General features: G+C 37.2%; 20 protein-coding genes. 6 read left to right on the top strand and 14 right to left on the bottom strand.

What is annotated here, in order from left to right:
- Positions 1–56 precede the first annotated feature (56 nt).
- Together KUI_RS02545 and KUI_RS08285 are read left to right on the top strand one after the other, a co-directional pair.
- Positions 57–395, top strand: coding sequence for a DUF2325 domain-containing protein (locus tag KUI_RS02545; RefSeq protein WP_013522274.1), 339 nt, complete (start codon positions 57–59; stop codon positions 393–395).
- Entirely contained in the window at positions 392–541 is a 150-nt protein-coding gene (locus KUI_RS08285; protein WP_013522275.1) for a hypothetical protein, read from the top strand. The genes KUI_RS02545 and KUI_RS08285 overlap by 4 nt, the downstream gene beginning before the upstream one ends.
- 42 nt (positions 542–583) lie before the next feature.
- On the opposite strand, the gene KUI_RS02555 is transcribed toward KUI_RS08285, so the two are convergent.
- Together KUI_RS02555 and KUI_RS02560 are read right to left on the bottom strand one after the other, a co-directional pair.
- Entirely contained in the window at positions 584–1,354 is a 771-nt protein-coding gene (locus KUI_RS02555) for a C40 family peptidase (protein WP_013522276.1), read from the bottom strand.
- Between the two features lie 149 nt (positions 1,355–1,503).
- Positions 1,504–3,132 (bottom strand): electron transfer flavoprotein-ubiquinone oxidoreductase, encoded by a 1,629-nt coding sequence (locus tag KUI_RS02560; protein ID WP_014840234.1) that lies wholly within the window; start codon positions 3,130–3,132, stop codon positions 1,504–1,506.
- Positions 3,133–3,231: 99 nt separating this feature from the next.
- Between KUI_RS02560 and KUI_RS02565 the strand changes: the two genes are divergently transcribed.
- Together KUI_RS02565 and KUI_RS02570 are read left to right on the top strand one after the other, a co-directional pair.
- Positions 3,232–5,013, top strand: coding sequence for an aminopeptidase P family protein (locus KUI_RS02565; RefSeq protein WP_014840235.1), 1,782 nt, complete (start codon positions 3,232–3,234; stop codon positions 5,011–5,013).
- A gap of 3 nt (positions 5,014–5,016) precedes the next feature.
- Entirely contained in the window at positions 5,017–6,006 is a 990-nt protein-coding gene (locus KUI_RS02570; protein WP_013522279.1) for a hypothetical protein, read from the top strand.
- Between the two features lie 59 nt (positions 6,007–6,065).
- Here the strand turns inward: KUI_RS02570 and rpmG are convergent, their stop codons facing one another.
- From rpmG to radC, 6 genes are all read right to left on the bottom strand, one after another.
- A complete protein-coding gene (gene rpmG / locus KUI_RS02575; RefSeq protein WP_013522280.1) occupies positions 6,066–6,233 on the bottom strand; it encodes a 50S ribosomal protein L33 in 168 nt (55 codons plus the stop codon).
- 17 nt (positions 6,234–6,250) lie between these two features.
- Complete coding sequence (gene rpmB / locus KUI_RS02580) at positions 6,251–6,487, bottom strand: 50S ribosomal protein L28 (protein WP_014840236.1); 237 nt, start codon at positions 6,485–6,487, stop codon at positions 6,251–6,253.
- 149 nt (positions 6,488–6,636) lie between these two features.
- Positions 6,637–8,082 (bottom strand): MATE family efflux transporter, encoded by a 1,446-nt coding sequence (locus KUI_RS02585; protein ID WP_015555164.1) that lies wholly within the window; start codon positions 8,080–8,082, stop codon positions 6,637–6,639.
- 6 nt (positions 8,083–8,088) lie between these two features.
- Positions 8,089–9,759, bottom strand: coding sequence for a hypothetical protein (locus KUI_RS02590; protein ID WP_225972005.1), 1,671 nt, complete (start codon positions 9,757–9,759; stop codon positions 8,089–8,091).
- 151 nt (positions 9,760–9,910) lie between these two features.
- Positions 9,911–10,171 (bottom strand): type B 50S ribosomal protein L31, encoded by a 261-nt coding sequence (locus tag KUI_RS02595; RefSeq protein ID WP_013522284.1) that lies wholly within the window; start codon positions 10,169–10,171, stop codon positions 9,911–9,913.
- A 174-nt stretch (positions 10,172–10,345) separates the two neighbouring features.
- On the bottom strand, positions 10,346–11,029 hold the full coding sequence (gene radC, locus KUI_RS02600) for a RadC family protein (RefSeq protein ID WP_014840239.1): 684 nt from the start codon (positions 11,027–11,029) through the stop codon (positions 10,346–10,348).
- 50 nt (positions 11,030–11,079) lie between these two features.
- On the opposite strand from radC, the gene KUI_RS02605 reads away from it, so the two are divergent.
- Positions 11,080–11,547, top strand: coding sequence for an FKBP-type peptidyl-prolyl cis-trans isomerase (locus KUI_RS02605; RefSeq protein ID WP_013522286.1), 468 nt, complete (start codon positions 11,080–11,082; stop codon positions 11,545–11,547).
- Positions 11,547–12,494 carry a 4-hydroxy-3-methylbut-2-enyl diphosphate reductase gene (gene ispH, locus KUI_RS02610; protein WP_014840240.1) on the top strand — a complete coding sequence of 316 codons (948 nt, stop codon included), beginning with the start codon at positions 11,547–11,549 and terminating at the stop codon, positions 12,492–12,494. The genes KUI_RS02605 and ispH overlap by 1 nt, the downstream gene beginning before the upstream one ends.
- On the opposite strand, the gene KUI_RS02615 is transcribed toward ispH, so the two are convergent.
- The 6 genes from KUI_RS02615 to KUI_RS02640 are packed head-to-tail and all read right to left on the bottom strand — an operon-like array spanning position 12,477 to position 16,581.
- Complete coding sequence (locus KUI_RS02615) at positions 12,477–13,109, bottom strand: Maf family protein (RefSeq protein WP_014840241.1); 633 nt, start codon at positions 13,107–13,109, stop codon at positions 12,477–12,479. The two genes, ispH and KUI_RS02615, sit on opposite strands and share 18 nt — an antisense overlap.
- A 1-nt stretch (position 13,110) precedes the next feature.
- A complete protein-coding gene (rlmH, locus tag KUI_RS02620; protein WP_013522289.1) occupies positions 13,111–13,581 on the bottom strand; it encodes a 23S rRNA (pseudouridine(1915)-N(3))-methyltransferase RlmH in 471 nt (156 codons plus the stop codon).
- A complete protein-coding gene (rsfS, locus tag KUI_RS02625; protein ID WP_014840242.1) occupies positions 13,582–13,980 on the bottom strand; it encodes a ribosome silencing factor in 399 nt (132 codons plus the stop codon).
- Positions 13,977–14,564 carry a nicotinate (nicotinamide) nucleotide adenylyltransferase gene (nadD, locus tag KUI_RS02630; protein WP_014840243.1) on the bottom strand — a complete coding sequence of 196 codons (588 nt, stop codon included), beginning with the start codon at positions 14,562–14,564 and terminating at the stop codon, positions 13,977–13,979. Before nadD ends, rsfS begins: the two co-directional genes overlap by 4 nt.
- Positions 14,564–15,850 carry a phosphoribosylamine--glycine ligase gene (gene purD, locus KUI_RS02635; protein WP_013522292.1) on the bottom strand — a complete coding sequence of 429 codons (1,287 nt, stop codon included), beginning with the start codon at positions 15,848–15,850 and terminating at the stop codon, positions 14,564–14,566. The genes nadD and purD overlap by 1 nt, the downstream gene beginning before the upstream one ends.
- Positions 15,850–16,581 (bottom strand): YebC/PmpR family DNA-binding transcriptional regulator, encoded by a 732-nt coding sequence (locus KUI_RS02640; protein ID WP_013522293.1) that lies wholly within the window; start codon positions 16,579–16,581, stop codon positions 15,850–15,852. The genes purD and KUI_RS02640 overlap by 1 nt, the downstream gene beginning before the upstream one ends.
- Positions 16,582–16,669: the final 88 nt, after the last annotated feature.

Consider the following 16,669-nt stretch of genomic DNA (forward strand, 5'->3'; position numbering starts at 1 on the left):
GAATCATTCTAAATTAGAATTATGTAAATGAGAATTATTATCATTTATGAGGTTTTATGGAAGTTGCAACACAAATGAATGCTGTGGTAGTGGGAGCCGATAGATTAGGCAAGTTACCAGATATTCTAAAGGCACACAATATAAAGATTAATAAGCATATCACAGGTCGTGATCCAGCACACCAAAAGAAAGCATTGTCATTGCCATCAGGTACAGATATTTTAGTTTTATTGACTGATTTCTTAGGTCATAATGTAATGCGATCTTTTAGAAACGTAGCTGAGAAACAAAATATTCCTATTGTCGCATGTAAGCGCTCGGTGTGTAGCCTTCAAACTGCACTTGAACAATGTCCGCATGTATGTGAGCGCTGTCCTAGAAGGGTAAAGGTATGAAAGCACTTAATAATTTTCTTATGCTTATGGTTGGTGTGGTAGTTGTGTGGTCTCTCGTGGGATTTGAATTTCAAGAAAGAGATAGCAGACTTAAAGTTTTCATAAAAGAAGAGCCAAGCCTTAAGATGATATATAACAAAAATTAAGGCACTGTTAAAAGTGCCTTATATTTATCCAAATAGTTTATATTAGTTAAGCCTTCTAGCTCCGTTAAAACGCTTTGACCAGTAAGTCGATATATTTTCTATCCTTACCTTAGCTCCGGTTCGTGGGGCATGTAGGAATTTATTATCCCCGACATAGATGCCTACATGAGAATTACGACGACCGCGAGTATTAAAAAATACTAAATCGCCAGGTTTAAGACTCTCACGAGAAACCTTAGTACCAACTTTAGCCATGTTTGAGGCGATACGCGGAAGCTTAATACCCATATACTTATCCGCTGTGTAATAGATTAATCCAGAGCAATCAAATCCACTAGGAGTGGTACCGCCGTATCTATACTTAACTCCTATGAAGTTTAAAGCTCCCTGCACTAGTTTGCTTGATTTCGCAGTAGCCACTGCTGGCAATGGTTCTGACTTCAAATCCACCTGTATATCTGAAAGATCCTCATGCTCAATAAGGCTTTGAATAGGATCAGGATTAAGGACTTCTGCAACCTCTTTAGAGCTTTCTAAATCTTGAGCAGGTGCGACTGTATCCTCTGGTGCTGATGCTAATGTAGAAGGTTCTGAATCTGATAAAGGAAGGGATACTTTTGAGATAATGTCAGAAATTTCATCTGAATTTGATAAATCTAGCGATTTATCTAACTGACCTATAGTTTGAGAATGAGCAGATAAGGTTATAAGTCCTACGCTTAAAAAACAACATAAATTTTTGTAAATTAAACTTTGACCTATCCCTCTCAAACTAGAAATAACAATAGAATTCAATGACTTAGGCGGATTCATCTTGGGTTGATTATAGTCTGGGATATTACATAAATATTTCTATAGATTTTAAAATAATTACACTTCATTTACAAGGGTTTTACAGAAATATTTAACAATTTAATAGTTTACTTTAATGACCCAACCCAACAGGTAGACATTTAACATGATTACATACCATTATAAACAGGTCCCTCACCACCTTGAGGTGCAGTCCAAACTATATTTTGAGTAGGGTCCTTAATATCACAGGTTTTGCAATGTATGCAATTCTGTGCATTGATTCTAAGTTTCTGACTCCCATCAACTTCTAAAAATTCATACACTGCAGCTGGACAGTATCTTTGTTCGGGACCTGCATATTTTTTTAGATTAATTTCTACAGGAACCGAATCATCCTTAAGTTTTAAATGACAAGGCTGATTTTCCTCATGATTTGTATTTGATAAGAAAACCGAACTCAATCTGTCAAAACTAATAACACCATCTGGTTTAGGATAATTAATTTTCTGCATTTCACTTGCTGGGCGAAGTGATTCGTGGTCAGTCTTTTTATTATGCAGAGTCCATGGAATCATATTTTTCAAAAACTTCTGCTCTATACCAGTCATAATAGTCGCTGTCACAAGTCCTTTCTTAAACCATTGCTTGAAATTACGAGCTTGATTTAACTCTTTATAAAGCCAAGAATCCTTGAAATTTCTTTCATAGTCTTCTAAAACTTTTGATTCAGCATTTCCTATTTGGGTGGCAATGGCCTCCGCCACCATCATCCCAGTTTTAATAGCTGCATGACTACCCTTAATACGTGATGCATTCAAAAATCCTGCCTCACAACCTACTAATGCACCACCTGGAAATACAAATTTAGGCAAGCTTAATAAACCACCAGCTGTAATAGCACGTGCACCATAGGATAATCTTTTACCACCTTCAAGTATTTTGCGAATGTCTGGGTGAGTTTTAAATCTTTGGAACTCTTCAAAAGGTGACATCCATGGGTTGGAATAATTCAATCCAATTGCAAAACCAACCGCTATCAAATTATTATCTAAGTGATATAGAAATGAACCTCCATAAGTGTCTGAGGGCATAGGCCATCCAGCTGTATGAATTACAAGACCTGTTTTAGAATTTTCTGGTTTGACCTCCCAAAGTTCCTTAAAGCCTATGTTATAAGTTTGAGGATCTGAGGACTGATCAAGTTGGAATTTTGATATCAACTCACGCCCTAATTGACCTCTAGAACCTTCCGCAAATATAGTGTATTTAGCATGAAGCTCCATTCCAGGCTGATAGCTAGAAGATGGTGTGCCATCAGAGTTAAGCCCCATATCACCTGTAGCCACGCCTTTGACTGATCCATCATCGTGAAAAACTACCTCTGTAGCAGCAAAACCAGGAAAAATTTCAACTCCAAGAGTTTCTGCTTGCTGACCCATCCATCTGACTACATCTCCTAGTCTGACTATATAATTTCCTTCGTTTCTAAAACAGGAAGGTAGTAAAAAGTTGGGAACTTTATGAGATTTAGTTTCTGTTAAAAACAAAAATTCATCTTCTTTTACTTCAACTTTTAAGGGGGCATTTAGTTCACGCCAATTTGGAAATAGCTCATTTATAGCTATAGGGTCCATAATGGCACCCGATATAATATGTGCACCAACTTCCGAACCTTTTTCAAGAATACAGACAGAAATGTCAGGATTGATCTGCTTTAGACGTATCCCAGTTGCTAAACCTGCAGGACCCGCACCTACAATCACAACGTCATATTCCATAGACTCTCTATCAGACATCCAAAACCTCTTGAAATTTGTGAAAATTTATAAACTTTTGATTTTACAAAAATTACTCTTAACTATAATAATAAATTAGTTTTTATATCGGAAATATCCATGAATCTACCTAAAGAGCGTTTATCAGCATTGCGTAAGTCAATGAAAGATAACAATATTGATATTTGGATTGTTCATTCTGCAGATCCACATTTATCTGAATACCTCCCTAATTATTGGCAGCAGCGAGTTTGGCTTAGTGGATTTACGGGGTCGGTTGGTACAGTTTTAGTTACCCAAGAATTTTCTGGTTTATGGGTTGATAGTCGTTATTGGGAGCAAGCCAAAAATCAACTTCAAGGTTCGGGGATTGAACTTATGAAGGCTGGAGATGTGGATGTTCCCACAATTTCAGAGTATTTACTTCAAAATTTACAAAGCGGTGGAGTGGTTGGGTTTAATCCAGATATGGTTTCAATTAGAGCTTACAAAAATTATTTATCTGAATTAAGCCATGCGAATTTTACGTTTAAATTTGAAGATGATTTAATAGAGCCCTTATGGAGTGATAGGGAGGCATTGCCAACCCAGCAAATTTTTGAACATTCAAGTGAATTTTATGAATTAGATGCAAGCCAAAAATTAAAACTCGTTCGCGAAAAGTTAAAACTAAGTGACGGGGATTTGCACTTAATTTCATCCTTGGACGATGTGGCTTGGATTTTAAATCTCCGTGGCAATGATGTCTCATACAATCCAGTTTTTCTTTCTCATCTAGCTATCACAAATAAGACTTCAATTTTATTTGTAGATTGTCGAAAAATTTCTGATGATATTAAAAAATATTTGGAAAAATTTGGTGTAGAAATTAAAGATTACGCTGAACTTAAATCATTTTTATCTAAACAAAATATATCAAAATTATTAGTTGATCCTGATAGGGTTGCCTATGGGTCGATTTCTAGTTTTAAAGGTGAAGTAGCAGAACTTATCAATCCATCTCGACTTATGAAATCTCGAAAATCAGACAAGGAAATTCAGTTTGTCAGAGAGGCTATGGAGCAGGATGGAGCTGCGTTATGTGAATTCTTTTCTTGGTTTGAAAAAGCTATAAAAAAGGAAAACATAACTGAGCTTACTATAGATGAAAAACTTATAGAATTTAGGTCAAAACGAAAAGGCTATGTTAGCCCTAGTTTTGCGACAATTGCGGGTTTTAACGCCAACGGAGCTATGCCTCACTATAGGGCTACTGAAGAGTCGTATTCTGAAATTAAGGGGAATGGATTTCTTCTAATTGATTCTGGAGCTCAATATTTAGGAGGCACTACGGACATTACTCGTGTGATTCCAGTTGGTGAGGTAAGTGCAGATCAATGTAGTGATTACACTTACGTTCTAAAAGCACATATTCAATTGGCTTTGGCAGAGTTTCCTGTTGCCTACCCATCACCTTTGCTTGATACTATTGCACGAGCACCTCTTTGGAAAGCAGGGCTGGATTATGGTCATGGTACAGGTCATGGTGTAGGTTATTTTCTAAATGTGCATGAAGGTCCTCAAGTTATTGCTCACAGAGCTTATAAACAGCCCTACACTGAATTGTACGCAGGTATGATTACATCAAATGAACCTGGTGTATATAGACCAGGGAAATGGGGTGTTAGGATAGAAAATTTAATAGCAAATATTCCATCTCAAAAAACGGAATTTGTTGAGACACTTAAGTTTGAAACACTCACACTTTGCCCAATAGAAACTTCTTGCGTAGTAAGAGATCTTCTGGATGAGCAGGAGGTTGTATGGTTAAATGAATATCACAAAATTGTACAAGAACGTTTATCTAAGCATCTTTCGGGGGATGCTTTAGAATGGCTTAATAGGAAAACAAAAGCAATATAGTTTATGTTTAAACCAAAATATTTATTGTTTTTAACTCTCTCTGGTTCGGTCTTTGCTCAGCCTATGGTGTCGGGTAATTTGAACACCATAGAGGCACAAAATGCAGCTCAAGTTCATACTGGACCAGGTCATAATCATTTAAAGCAACTGATCAATAGCTTTGGAGAAGTAACTCCAGAAAAAGTTTTGTCAAATTACGCAAATACTGCATTTCGTTATTACGACAATAGTCTTAATGCTGTCGCAGATTTAGAGTACGCAATTACGAGTGCACAAATAGATGATATAGAAACCGTTCGATCTTCATTTGATACGGCTTATGATGCATTTAGTCTCACGGCTATTTTTGAAAATATGGAGGGACCCATTGATGCAGATTCTGGCTGGGTTTTCGAGCAGTATGGCAACCCAAAAAATTCCATATATGAGGATTTTCATAAATTAGAAAAATTAATCAAGGGCAATGATTTTTTGAAACAAAGAGAGGATGCGTTAAACATTGCCAAAGAAATAAAAGCTAATTTATCAAAAATTACCGATGCATGGACAGCAAATATAATCGGTCAGAAGGGGATTTATAGGGCGGCTTTTTTGAATAAGCTAAAAAATGATCCAAGAAATATAGAGCCTAAGAAAAATTTGAATGCAATTAGAAATGGGCTTGCAAGCTATATTAATAAAAATATCGTAAAGATTGATGATATGGATCGTACAGCTTATAACAGCTTTTTGGATATTTTATTTGGGCAAAGGTTTGGACGTAGAACTGGTCATGGGATTTATGACGTTCTTTCAAAAGCAGAACGTCGGAAAATTTCCAAAGCATTGTCAGCAATAAATTCAAGATTTAGACGTATGGACTTACTGATGGTATCTAATTCTGGAGAGCCTAATGTAGTAAAACCATCGGATCAAAAGCGACTTCAAAAAAATAATCGTTATTTAATTTCACAAGCTAAAAAAATAGCAGAGATTCTAAGTGAAACTGAATAAGCTAACAAAAAAACGCCCTTCTATATGAAGGGCGAAATTTTATAAAGGAGTAAATATAATTATTTAAGTTTAGTTTCTTTGTAATCTACGTGCTTGCGTGCTTTAGGGTCATATTTTTTAATAACCATTTTTTCAGTAGCACCTTTTTTGTTTTTTGTAGTGGTATAGAAGTGACCTGTGCCAGCAGTTGACTCAAGTTTGATTTTTTCACGAATTCCTTTAGCCATGATACTCTCCTAAGCTATTAAACTGATTGACCGTTTTTGCGCATATCTGCAAGAACAGCATCAATGCCTTTTTTATCGATAGTGCGTAATGCAGCAGAAGAGATGCGAAGGCGAACCCAGCGGTTCTCGCTTTCAACCCAAAATCTGTGAGTTTGAAGATTTGGAAGAAAACGTCTTTTTGTTTTATTGTGTGCATGAGACACGTTATTTCCGGACATTGGGCGCTTGCCGGTTACTTGGCATACTTTAGCCATGATTAATTACCTCATTATGTTAAAGATCTGTATTTTTGGCTCAGATCAACCTTATGTAAAAAATTAAAATCCTCTATGTTTAAAAAATTTATAAAGGAAACGATAATTTTAGTATAAATTAGGTGCAATCTCAATTAAGTGATTGAAAATTATGGCTTTTTACGTTTGAATAGGTCTTTTTTGTAGTAAAAAGGCATATTGTTTTTGCGTGATTTAGGAATTAGTTCTTTTATAACAAAATAATACCAAGTCCCCAGAATTGCTGTACATATATATAAAGAGATTGTAATCATAGTCCACATAGATGCAATACCAATCGGTGCATTTGGGACTATGAATTCAGTTAGGAATTTTATGTTTCCTCGTCCCGCACCAAATCCAAAATAGTATCCTCCAGCCAAGCCTATTCCGAGTAAGATAATCGACTGCGTTACAAAAGGGACTGTAGCAATTTTGTGAGCTCTTAAGATGTATGGTACATAACATTGCAATGCGTCCGCTAAGTGGAAAAACGGAATAATCGAAATCATTATTAAGGTTATATGAGCAACGTCTGTATTGTTTGTGTATAAATCTACAAGAGGAACTTTAAATAAAATAACAGTCAATGCCAATATTGCATAACCTGCTAATACAAGGTAAGTACCCATTTTTACAGTGTTGTGGGAAAGAATGTACTTTCTAGCACCTATAGCTTGTGCAGCTAGTGCAGAAGTACATATGCTTATGGATTGCGGAATCATATACATTACTGAAACGAAACTTGTAAGTATTTGATGGGCACCAGAAACGTAAATACCTTCTCTTGCTACAAATAAAGCCATAAAAGAGAAAATGCTTATCTCAACAAAGTAAGACCCACCCATAGGGATACCCAGATTTAAAATTTGCTTTATAGGCTTAAATTTGGGTCGCCCTAGATGAAGTAAAAATTTATCGTACACAGGGTTTTTGAAGATGATAAAAAGCCCTACCGTATATGTAATCCAACTTACTATAAGTGTCGAAAGCCCAGCACCTGCACTTCCTAAAGCTGGTAATCCTAATTTTCCAAATATTAAAATCCAATTTAGTAAAGCCTTTGAGAGTGTGCCAACTATACTGATATACATTATGTGTCGTGGATTTTGTGATGAAGTACAGATGGCATATACAGCCCTATACATCATCATAGCTGGCAATGCTAAATAACATATACGTAAATATATAGTAATTTCATCTCTAACGACTTGTGAGACTTCTCCCGAAATCGATAGCCACATATCGGGAAATAGCATAAGTAGCCCAACTAAGAGCGACAATATGAAAGCAAGCCAAGTCCCCTGACCCCAAAAAATCCCGACCTCTGCATTTTTTCTGGCTCCGATAAGTTGGGCAATAATTGGAATAATCGCATGTATCACACCCATTAAACTTATGCTTATGGTCACAAAGATTGCAGACCCTAAACTCATAGCTTGTAGACCAACGGCACTATAGTTACCAATCATCATAGTGTCCAATACGGCATAAGAAATTCCTGCAAGTTGACCGATAAGAATCGGCCAAGTCATAGATATCAATTTCTTAAAAATGGCGTTGCTATATGTGGACATGTGAACCTATTTTTTTAGGAATATAAAATATTCCCCGTGCCTTTCGCTGGCTCTGTGACCCTGCCAAAGAATTTGAGAGTCATCTATAAGAGCTTGAATTTTATTAACGTGATTAGTATGAGTGTTGGCTTGTATCATAGCAAAATCACACTCATTATTGCTAAATTTTAAATTAGAAAAAATATTAAAAACAGCAAGTTGACCTAGCCCTAAATCAATTGGGTTAACACAACTATTTGGTGGCACTAACCCTTTAACTGCTCTGTTTAATTCCTCACCAGTTGAACGATATGACCTTCCATAATTGATTAGAGGTAACCATAAAAGGGATAGTAAAAACCAAACGCAGGTCAACCCTGCTGCGGTTACAATAAGCCCTCTCCATAGCCCTCGTGGTTGTTTACGAATTCGCCAGTTAACCAACATTATCCATAATGCCGAAACTACAATTCCAGCAAAAACGGAAAGCCAATCGATAGTAACTTCATAACCATTAACTAATCGCATAATATTGAAATGTATCTTATGGGGCCAGCCAGTTTGCATTGCCATCCAGCCAAACCAAACTGAAATCAATGCTATGGATACAGTCATTATGCTAAACCAGTCCAAAATATTGATGGCATTGCGTTTTAAAGTGGGTATGCTCATGGCGGCGAGGACTGCATTGCCAAATAGGATAGGGCCGTAATATAAGTCGTACGCAGGGCTAACAAAGAAAATAATTAAAAGATTAACTAGGTAGAATAAAAATGGGATTAGTATATGAAATTCTAATATCCAGCGACGCCACTTATATATAGCAATCAGGGCAAAAGGCCAGCTGGGCCATAAGTACCAGCTAAGGTCGCGAATTTTAATTAGGATAGTATTAAGTTCGGATCCAGATAGAATTTTAAAATTATGCTTAAGCCATCCTTCAAACCATATAGGGTCTTGAGAACTTACATAAAATGCCCAACCTGCAAAGCACGCAAGTGTAATTAAAAATACAAAACTTAATGTAATCTTTGTTTTAGTGTCATAGGCAGGTAGAGTTAAAAGGAGTAAACCTACAACTATTAGTGGCAATGCTCCTATTAAACCGATAGCAGCTAGAGAACCTATAAATGATAGGCTTAGAGCGATAAGTCCTTGGATTTTGTTGTCGATGATTCTAACAAAGCCATAGAATGCTATGGAGTGCAATGCCATAAGAAGAGGGTAGTAGCTTGTCTCATGCATTCGTATAATTATGCCGACAGTTGCTATACCAAAGAAAAATGCAACGTCTGCGAGCATTCTGCCATAGTCTTTAGGTTTGGGTTCGCCACCAAATGAAAGTGGAAGTGGTTGAGCTTCTTTTCTTCTGCCGAGCAAATAGGTTCCATACCATATACCCCATAAAAATAAAAAATAGTATGCGACGTTTGGTATGCGTGCTGCATTAATTTGTGCATCTAATGGGCTTAGGGTAAGTTCCAAAAGTGGGGAGAAGATTGAAATCGATATGGCTCCGATTATTGAATTTAAAGGACCTTCTCCATAAAAGTTTATATCGGATATGTGGGTTGTAATCCAATTAGAAAAATTAAAATCAAATTGATTTACTAGAGTAAGCATGCTTGCAAAACCAGCTGCATCCTCTGTTTTCCATGGGTCACGACCAAAGAGACCAGCAAATATAAAAGCAAACATGACCCAAAATAGGATTCTTCTTGGGAGTTTCGAAGCCGCGGGACTGGCCAATCTTGCTGGAGTTTTTCTAAGTGAATACATAATAAAAAAGGCAAACCCAAAACTAAGTGATGTGTTTGCCTAATATTTTAGTATTAGATTTTGAAGAGAATTATTTTTTAATAGTTCCCTGAGTACGTGCAAAACGTGCACGGAATTTCTCAACGCGTCCAGTTTCAACGATACGAGTTTGAGCACCAGTGTAGAATGGGTGTGACTCTGAAGTTACATCACACTTAAACAAAGGGTAAGTTTTACCGTCGATTTCAATAGTTTCTCGAGAATTTAAAGTTGAGCGAGTAATGAATTGTTTTCCTGATTGCATATCCTGAAAAACAACTTCTTTATAGTCTGGGTGAATGCCTTCTTTCATAATTAATCCTTATAGTAGGGGTCGCCGAGTTAAATATATTTAAAACACGTATCCAAAGTAATCGATTATTTTAACAACTAAAATTTCTAATCCTATGAGAAATTGGAATTAATTCACATTTACTCAACTTTTTGTATCAATTTTTTAACAAAATCAAAATTCAAATAGCAGATGTTAATTGTCGATAAGGCCTAATTCTGCCATAGATGTTGCTTCCACTCTTGTGCATACTATGTGATCTATTAATTTAACATTTACTAACTCTAAAGCCCTTTTGAGTTTTTTAGTTATTTCTATGTCAGCTTTACTCGGTTCGCTTCGACCTGACGGATGGTTGTGTGCCATAACAATATAAGCTGCGTGATGTCTAAGTGCAGATTTGACTATTTCTCTAGGGTAAATTGGTGCGTGATCAATAGTTCCTTTTATTAAAATTTCGGAGTGAGTTAATTTAAAGGAATAATTTAAGTATAGTAATAGACAATTTTCCTCTGATTTGTTTCCTATAGCATGTATGCAATATCTCTTAACTGTGCTTGCCTGTTGGAGGATCGGGTATTCTTTAAGAGGTTCTTCTAGGGTTCTTATAGCGATTTCATTTAGTGCTAAAAGTTGGGTTACTTTTGCTAAGCCTAATCCATGAACTGCATGAAGATCTTCACTTTGAGCGTTTAGCAATTGTCGTAAACCACCAAATTTTTTTAACAAATTTTGACTAAATTCTATAACAGGCTCCCCCTTAGGTCCACTTCTAAGAATTAAGGCTAAAAGCTCCGCAGTTGTCAAAACATTTGCTCCATGCTTTATTAGTCTTTCTCTAGGTTTTTCAGTAGGTATATCTGAATTTAATATCGGCATATGATTAAAATAGAGAACTTAAAATTGAATTTTGCTGGAAAAAATTATTTATGACTAGTGAGGATGACAAAACTGTCCATGCTGATTCTTACTTAACCTTGCACTATAAAATCACTCTGAACTCAGGAGCTGGTGCAGGTGAGGAGTTTATCAATACATTCAGTGGTTCTCCTGCAACTTTATTTATGGGATCTGGTCAATGGGCAGAAACAATGGAGGCCCCTCTTATAGGGCATAAAGAAGGCGACTTAGTTAATTATGAACTAAGTGCTTCCGAGGCTTTCGGTAAGAGAAACCCTGAATTAGTACAAACTATATCAGAAGATGCAGTTATTAATGGATCAGAAGATATTCCTATTTTTGAAATTAACGACAGAGTGGAGTTTGTAGCTCCAAATGGAGCAAAATATTCTGGACTATTTAAAGGACGTGAAGGTGATAAAGTTATTATCGATTTTAATCACCCCTTTGCAGGAAGAGACTTAAAGGTAGAAGTAAAAATAATTGGAATTATGTAATGCAAGAAAACCAACATGCAGAAATATTACTATCTGAGCCACGCGGGTTTTGTGCAGGTGTAGATCGTGCGATTGATATTGTGGAACGAGCATTAGAGCTACATGGTGCCCCGATATATGTACGTCATGAAATCGTTCATAATCGATTTGTTGTTCAATCACTTCGTGCAAAAGGTGCAATATTTGTAGACGAGTTGGATGAAGTACCTGAAGGGTCTATAGTTATTTTTTCTGCTCATGGGGTGTCTTTAAATGTTAGAAGGGATGCAGAAGCAAGAGGTTTAAGAGTTTTTGATGCTACCTGTCCTTTAGTAACTAAAGTACATATAGAAGTAAAAAAAATGCACGAAGCAGGACGGTCAATAATAATGATTGGCCATAAAGGACATCCAGAAGTAGAGGGTACTTTGGGTCAAGCTCGAGGAAATATGTACTTAGTAGAAACAGTGGAGGACGTACAAAACTTAGAAGTTCCCGATCCAGATAATCTGGCATATGTAACTCAAACTACTTTATCGGTAGACGATACAGCATTAATTACTAAAGCATTGCACGATAAATTTCCAAATATTGTTGCCCCTAAAAAGGCTGATATTTGTTATGCAACTCAAAACCGTCAAGATGCAGTCAAAATTATAGCCCCTCAGTGTGATGTGTTTTTTGTGGTCGGTAGTGTAAATAGTTCAAATTCTAATCGTCTACGTGAACTAGCTGAAAGGTTAAAGTGCCCATCTTACTTAATAGATAATCCTGATATGATTAACCCTGCATGGATAGAGGGCAAATCATCCATAGGTATAACTGCGGGAGCCTCTGCTCCAGAAGTACTAGTACAAAATGTTATAAATCGTTTGCGTGAGTTGGGTGCGATTTCTGTACGGAAAGTTGCGGGTATAGAGGAAAATGTATCATTTCCACTTCCTAGAGAATTATCTCGAAAACTTTAAATTCGTTAGAAGTTGATAGGTTTCATAAACTGGAAGCCCCACAACCCCAGTATAACTTCCTTCAATTTTTTCTATAAAAATAGCGGCCATGCCCTGTATGCCGTATGCTCCAGCTTTTCCGAAGGGCTCGCCACTAGTGATATAGGCGGATACATCTCGCATACTAAGTTTTCTAAAATAAACTTTTGTTTTAGATACTGTAAGAGATTTTTGTCCACGTACATTTAGCACAACTGCGGTATGAACCTCATGCATACGACCTGAAAGTTTTAAAAGCATTTGAGAAGCATGATTTTCATCATTGGGCTTACCTAATACGGCCCCATCCAGCATAACGCAGGTATCTGCAGTTAATATGGGGCGGGTTAAGACCGCATTGTTATCTACATATTGCCAAGCTAAATCCGACTTATCCTGAGCTGTCCGAACTACATAATCCTCGGGAGCTTCATCCTGAAATTGTGGCTCATCTTCACCTTCAGGCTTTGGTACTCGGAGGATTTCATGACGTATACCTATTTGATTTAAAAGTTGATGTCTTCGTGGGCTTTCAGAAGCAAGATAAATTGTAGGAATGTCATTTGAGATAGGCGATAAAGAGATTTCTTCGGTCATGCTAAGCTCTGTGATAGGGATGATTATTAAGAATGCTCCAAGCTCTATATATCTGTTCTATTAGAAGTACACGTACCATGGGGTGTGGCAATGTCAAAGACGACAATCTAATTTGTTCATTTGAAGATTTTTTAAACTCTGAATCCAATCCGTCAGGACCGCCGATAATAATTGATACCTCAGGTTTTTCAATCATCCACTTTCTTAGCATTTCAGATAAATCAACCGTAGTCACATTCTTTCCGTGCTCATCTAATGAAACTACATGTGAATTACTAGCAATTGCAGATTCGATTCTTTTAGCCTCAGCACTCATCATCTGAGCTGGTGTTTTACCTAATGTTCGTGGTTCTGGTTTTACTTCGTGAAGTGTAATTTGTATTTCGGGTGGCAAACGCTTTGCATATTCAGAATAGGCATCATCAACCCAAGAGGGCATTTTTTGACCGACGGCAATTATTTTTAGCTTCATCTAATCCACGTCTGGATCGTATGAATGAGAAGGAGGTGCTTCTAAGGTGGATTGTGGAAGTAGTTTCATACGAACTGGACGACCGCCCCAGACTGATTCCAAATCATAATAAGCACGTATATGAGGTTGCATACAGTGGACAACAATATCACCTATATCTAGCAAAACCCATTCACCACTTTCTTCACCCTCAAGAGCAATAATCTCAATATCATGCTCCCTAACAGCATCCGACACGCTTTTAGCAAGCGATCTAGTTTGACGATTAGAAGATCCGCTGGCAATAATAACGCGGTCAAATAAGCTAGTCAGGTGGCTGGTATTAAAAATTTTTATGTTTTGAGCTTTAACGTCTTCAAGGGCGTCAACTACAATTCTTTGAAGTTTTTGAATATTCATTCTTTATAGAGATTGTGGGTGTTTATGTATTTTATAACCTCTGGATGTACCAACCCATCAATTGATTCAGAATTTTTAATTTTTTCTCTAATTTGAGTAGATGATAGGTTTTGCTCATCCATAGGAAGAATATGTACTTTCTTACCCTTATTTTTCAGCTCCTCCTCAAGCTCCTTAGGCACAATCAAGGAGTATTTAGGTCTATGTGCGACTAAGAGGTCAACATATTTCAAAATATCATTCCATCTATGCCAAGTCGTAAAATTCTGAAGCTGATCACTGCCCATAATCCAATAATAATTATGTTCTGGTGGCAATGCTTCTACTGTATCAATAGTGTATGTGAGTCCATCTCTTGAAAGTTCAGTAGTATTTAAGCATATCTTTGGATGTCCTTTTATGGATAATCGGATCATAGCTATCCTATGACCAGCCTCTAAAATTTGCGATTGCTTCTGCCAAGGTTTTTTTGCGGGAATCAGTTGTACTTGTTCAATGGAATCATATTCCAAAGCACTAAGTGCTAAGGAAAGATGGGCATTATGAAATGGGTTAAAACTACCGCCAAATAAAGCAATATGCATTAATTACCTTTTAAAGCTCTCCAGCCTATATCACTGCGATATTGCATACCATCGAAATTCAATGAGTTAATTTTTTGATAGGCAATATCTCTAGCAGATTCTAAGCCTGAACCCAAAGCACAAACACATAATACACGACCACCATTGGTCACTAATTCACCAGTATCAGAAAGTTTGGTTCCCGCATGAAATACAGCACAATCTTCCGAGGAACTTAAATCCCCATTTATCACAGTATTTTTTTTAGGGTTTGTAGGATAGCCTTCGGCAGCGATAACAACACCTAGTGCGGATTTCACATCCCAATCTATAGATACCTGGTCTAATTTAGATTCAATAGCGGCCTCAACAACATCCACGAAATCGGATTTAATACGCATCATGATTGGTTGAGTCTCAGGATCTCCCATGCGACAATTAAATTCAAGTACATTAATAGGGCGGGTTTCATCTGGTCCATCATCAATCATAAGACCAGCATAAAGAAATCCTGTGTACTTAATGCCATCAGCTTTCAAGCCATCTATAGTTGGTCTGATAATCTCATTCATAACCCGATTGTGTATAACATCGGAAACTATTGGGGCTGGGGAGTAAGCTCCCATACCACCAGTGTTTGGACCTTTGTCCGCATCTAATAGGCGTTTGTGATCTTGGCTACTTGCAAGAGGAAGGATGTTATTGCCATCAACCATAACAATAAAACTAGCTTCTTCACCTTTTAGAAAATCTTCAATCACAATGCGAGATCCAGCTTTGCCCATTAAGGCATCGGATAGAAAATCATCAACTGTAGAATGAGCAGTCTCTATGTCCGAAGCTACAACCACACCCTTACCCGCAGCTAAACCATCAGCTTTAATCACTATGGGAGCGGTTTTTGAGTTTAAGTATTTATGAGCTTCTTGGGGGTCTGTAAACGTTTTAAATGAAGCTGTAGGAATATTATGGCGAGTCATAAACTGCTTAGCGAAATCCTTTGAACTTTCAAGCTGAGCAGCTGCCTTAGTTGGACCAAAAATTTTCAAACCTTTGGAACGGAAAGAATCAACAACTCCCTGAGCTAGTGGTGCTTCAGGACCTACTACAGTAAATTGAATTTGGCTGTCATTAGCAAAATTAATGAGATCTTCAATTTCTGTTATGGCAATGTTTTCCAATTTAGGTTCTTTAGCAATACCTCCATTACCAGGTGCTACGTAAACCTTAGATACTTTTGGGGATTTCGATAATCTCCAAGCAATAGCGTGCTCTCGACCTCCAGAGCCTATAACTAATATTTTCATTAATCCGCCTCATCAAATATAGCAGTGGTGTGTACTTCCTGTACATCATCTAAACTTTCTAATTGATCGAGAATTTTTTGCATTTTTATAGCATCATCTCCCTCAAGAACTGTTTCGTTTAGAGGTTTCATTATGATGCCATCAACTTCAGGTGTTAGACCTGCATCGGTGAAGGCTTTTTTCACTGACATGTAGTCACTCGGTTCGCATGTTACTTCAATAAGACCTTCGTCATCGGTCACTACATCGTCTGCACCTGCTTCTAAACCAATTTCCATTATTTGTGATTCATCGCTACCTGGAGCAAAAAGAAATTGACCACAATGCTTAAACATAAAGGCCACACTTCCGTCTTGGCCAAGATTCCCTCCATGTTTAGTAAGTGCGTGGCGAACATCTGATACAGTTCTTGTGCGGTTATCAGTCATACATTCAACAATAACAGCAGCACCTGCAGGTCCATAGCCTTCATATCGAATTTTTTCGTAATTTTCACCATCTGCACCACCTGCACCTCGTTGAATAGCTCGCATAATATTGTCTTTAGGCATGTTAGCGGCAGTGGCTTTATCCCATGCTAAACGTAAAGAAGGGTTTGCATCTGGGTCAGCACCTCCAGCTCTAGCTGCAACTTGAATTTCTCGAATTATTTTTGTCCAAATTTTGCCACGTTTGGCATCCTGACGACCCTTGCGATGTTGAATATTAGCCCACTTACTATGTCCAGCCATAAAAATTCTCTATTCTTAAATTTAAAAAGACTAATTTTAACAAGACTATAGGTTAATTTATAATTAGCTAGATTAATTCTAGTAACTG

Source organism: Taylorella equigenitalis ATCC 35865, from assembly GCF_000276685.1.
In the GTDB taxonomy this organism is placed as follows: domain Bacteria; phylum Pseudomonadota; class Gammaproteobacteria; order Burkholderiales; family Burkholderiaceae_B; genus Taylorella; species Taylorella equigenitalis.

Excerpts from the sequence above, each read along its gene's own strand:
- KUI_RS02545 (WP_013522274.1), top strand. The coding sequence starts at position 57 with ATGGAAGTTGCAACACAAATGAATGCTGTGGTAGTGGGAGCCGATAGA.
- KUI_RS08285 (WP_013522275.1), top strand. The coding sequence starts at position 392 with ATGAAAGCACTTAATAATTTTCTTATGCTTATGGTTGGTGTGGTAGTT.
- KUI_RS02555 (WP_013522276.1), bottom strand. The coding sequence starts at position 1,354 with ATGAATCCGCCTAAGTCATTGAATTCTATTGTTATTTCTAGTTTGAGA.
- KUI_RS02560 (WP_014840234.1), bottom strand. The coding sequence starts at position 3,132 with ATGTCTGATAGAGAGTCTATGGAATATGACGTTGTGATTGTAGGTGCG.
- KUI_RS02565 (WP_014840235.1), top strand. The coding sequence starts at position 3,232 with ATGAATCTACCTAAAGAGCGTTTATCAGCATTGCGTAAGTCAATGAAA.
- KUI_RS02570 (WP_013522279.1), top strand. The coding sequence starts at position 5,017 with ATGTTTAAACCAAAATATTTATTGTTTTTAACTCTCTCTGGTTCGGTC.
- rpmG (WP_013522280.1), bottom strand. The coding sequence starts at position 6,233 with ATGGCTAAAGGAATTCGTGAAAAAATCAAACTTGAGTCAACTGCTGGC.
- rpmB (WP_014840236.1), bottom strand. The coding sequence starts at position 6,487 with ATGGCTAAAGTATGCCAAGTAACCGGCAAGCGCCCAATGTCCGGAAAT.
- KUI_RS02585 (WP_015555164.1), bottom strand. The coding sequence starts at position 8,082 with ATGTCCACATATAGCAACGCCATTTTTAAGAAATTGATATCTATGACT.
- KUI_RS02590 (WP_225972005.1), bottom strand. The coding sequence starts at position 9,759 with ATGTTTGCTTTTATATTTGCTGGTCTCTTTGGTCGTGACCCATGGAAA.
- KUI_RS02595 (WP_013522284.1), bottom strand. The coding sequence starts at position 10,171 with ATGAAAGAAGGCATTCACCCAGACTATAAAGAAGTTGTTTTTCAGGAT.
- radC (WP_014840239.1), bottom strand. The coding sequence starts at position 11,029 with ATGCCGATATTAAATTCAGATATACCTACTGAAAAACCTAGAGAAAGA.
- KUI_RS02605 (WP_013522286.1), top strand. The coding sequence starts at position 11,080 with ATGACTAGTGAGGATGACAAAACTGTCCATGCTGATTCTTACTTAACC.
- ispH (WP_014840240.1), top strand. The coding sequence starts at position 11,547 with ATGCAAGAAAACCAACATGCAGAAATATTACTATCTGAGCCACGCGGG.
- KUI_RS02615 (WP_014840241.1), bottom strand. The coding sequence starts at position 13,109 with ATGACCGAAGAAATCTCTTTATCGCCTATCTCAAATGACATTCCTACA.
- rlmH (WP_013522289.1), bottom strand. The coding sequence starts at position 13,581 with ATGAAGCTAAAAATAATTGCCGTCGGTCAAAAAATGCCCTCTTGGGTT.
- rsfS (WP_014840242.1), bottom strand. The coding sequence starts at position 13,980 with ATGAATATTCAAAAACTTCAAAGAATTGTAGTTGACGCCCTTGAAGAC.
- nadD (WP_014840243.1), bottom strand. The coding sequence starts at position 14,564 with ATGCATATTGCTTTATTTGGCGGTAGTTTTAACCCATTTCATAATGCC.
- purD (WP_013522292.1), bottom strand. The coding sequence starts at position 15,850 with ATGAAAATATTAGTTATAGGCTCTGGAGGTCGAGAGCACGCTATTGCT.
- KUI_RS02640 (WP_013522293.1), bottom strand. The coding sequence starts at position 16,581 with ATGGCTGGACATAGTAAGTGGGCTAATATTCAACATCGCAAGGGTCGT.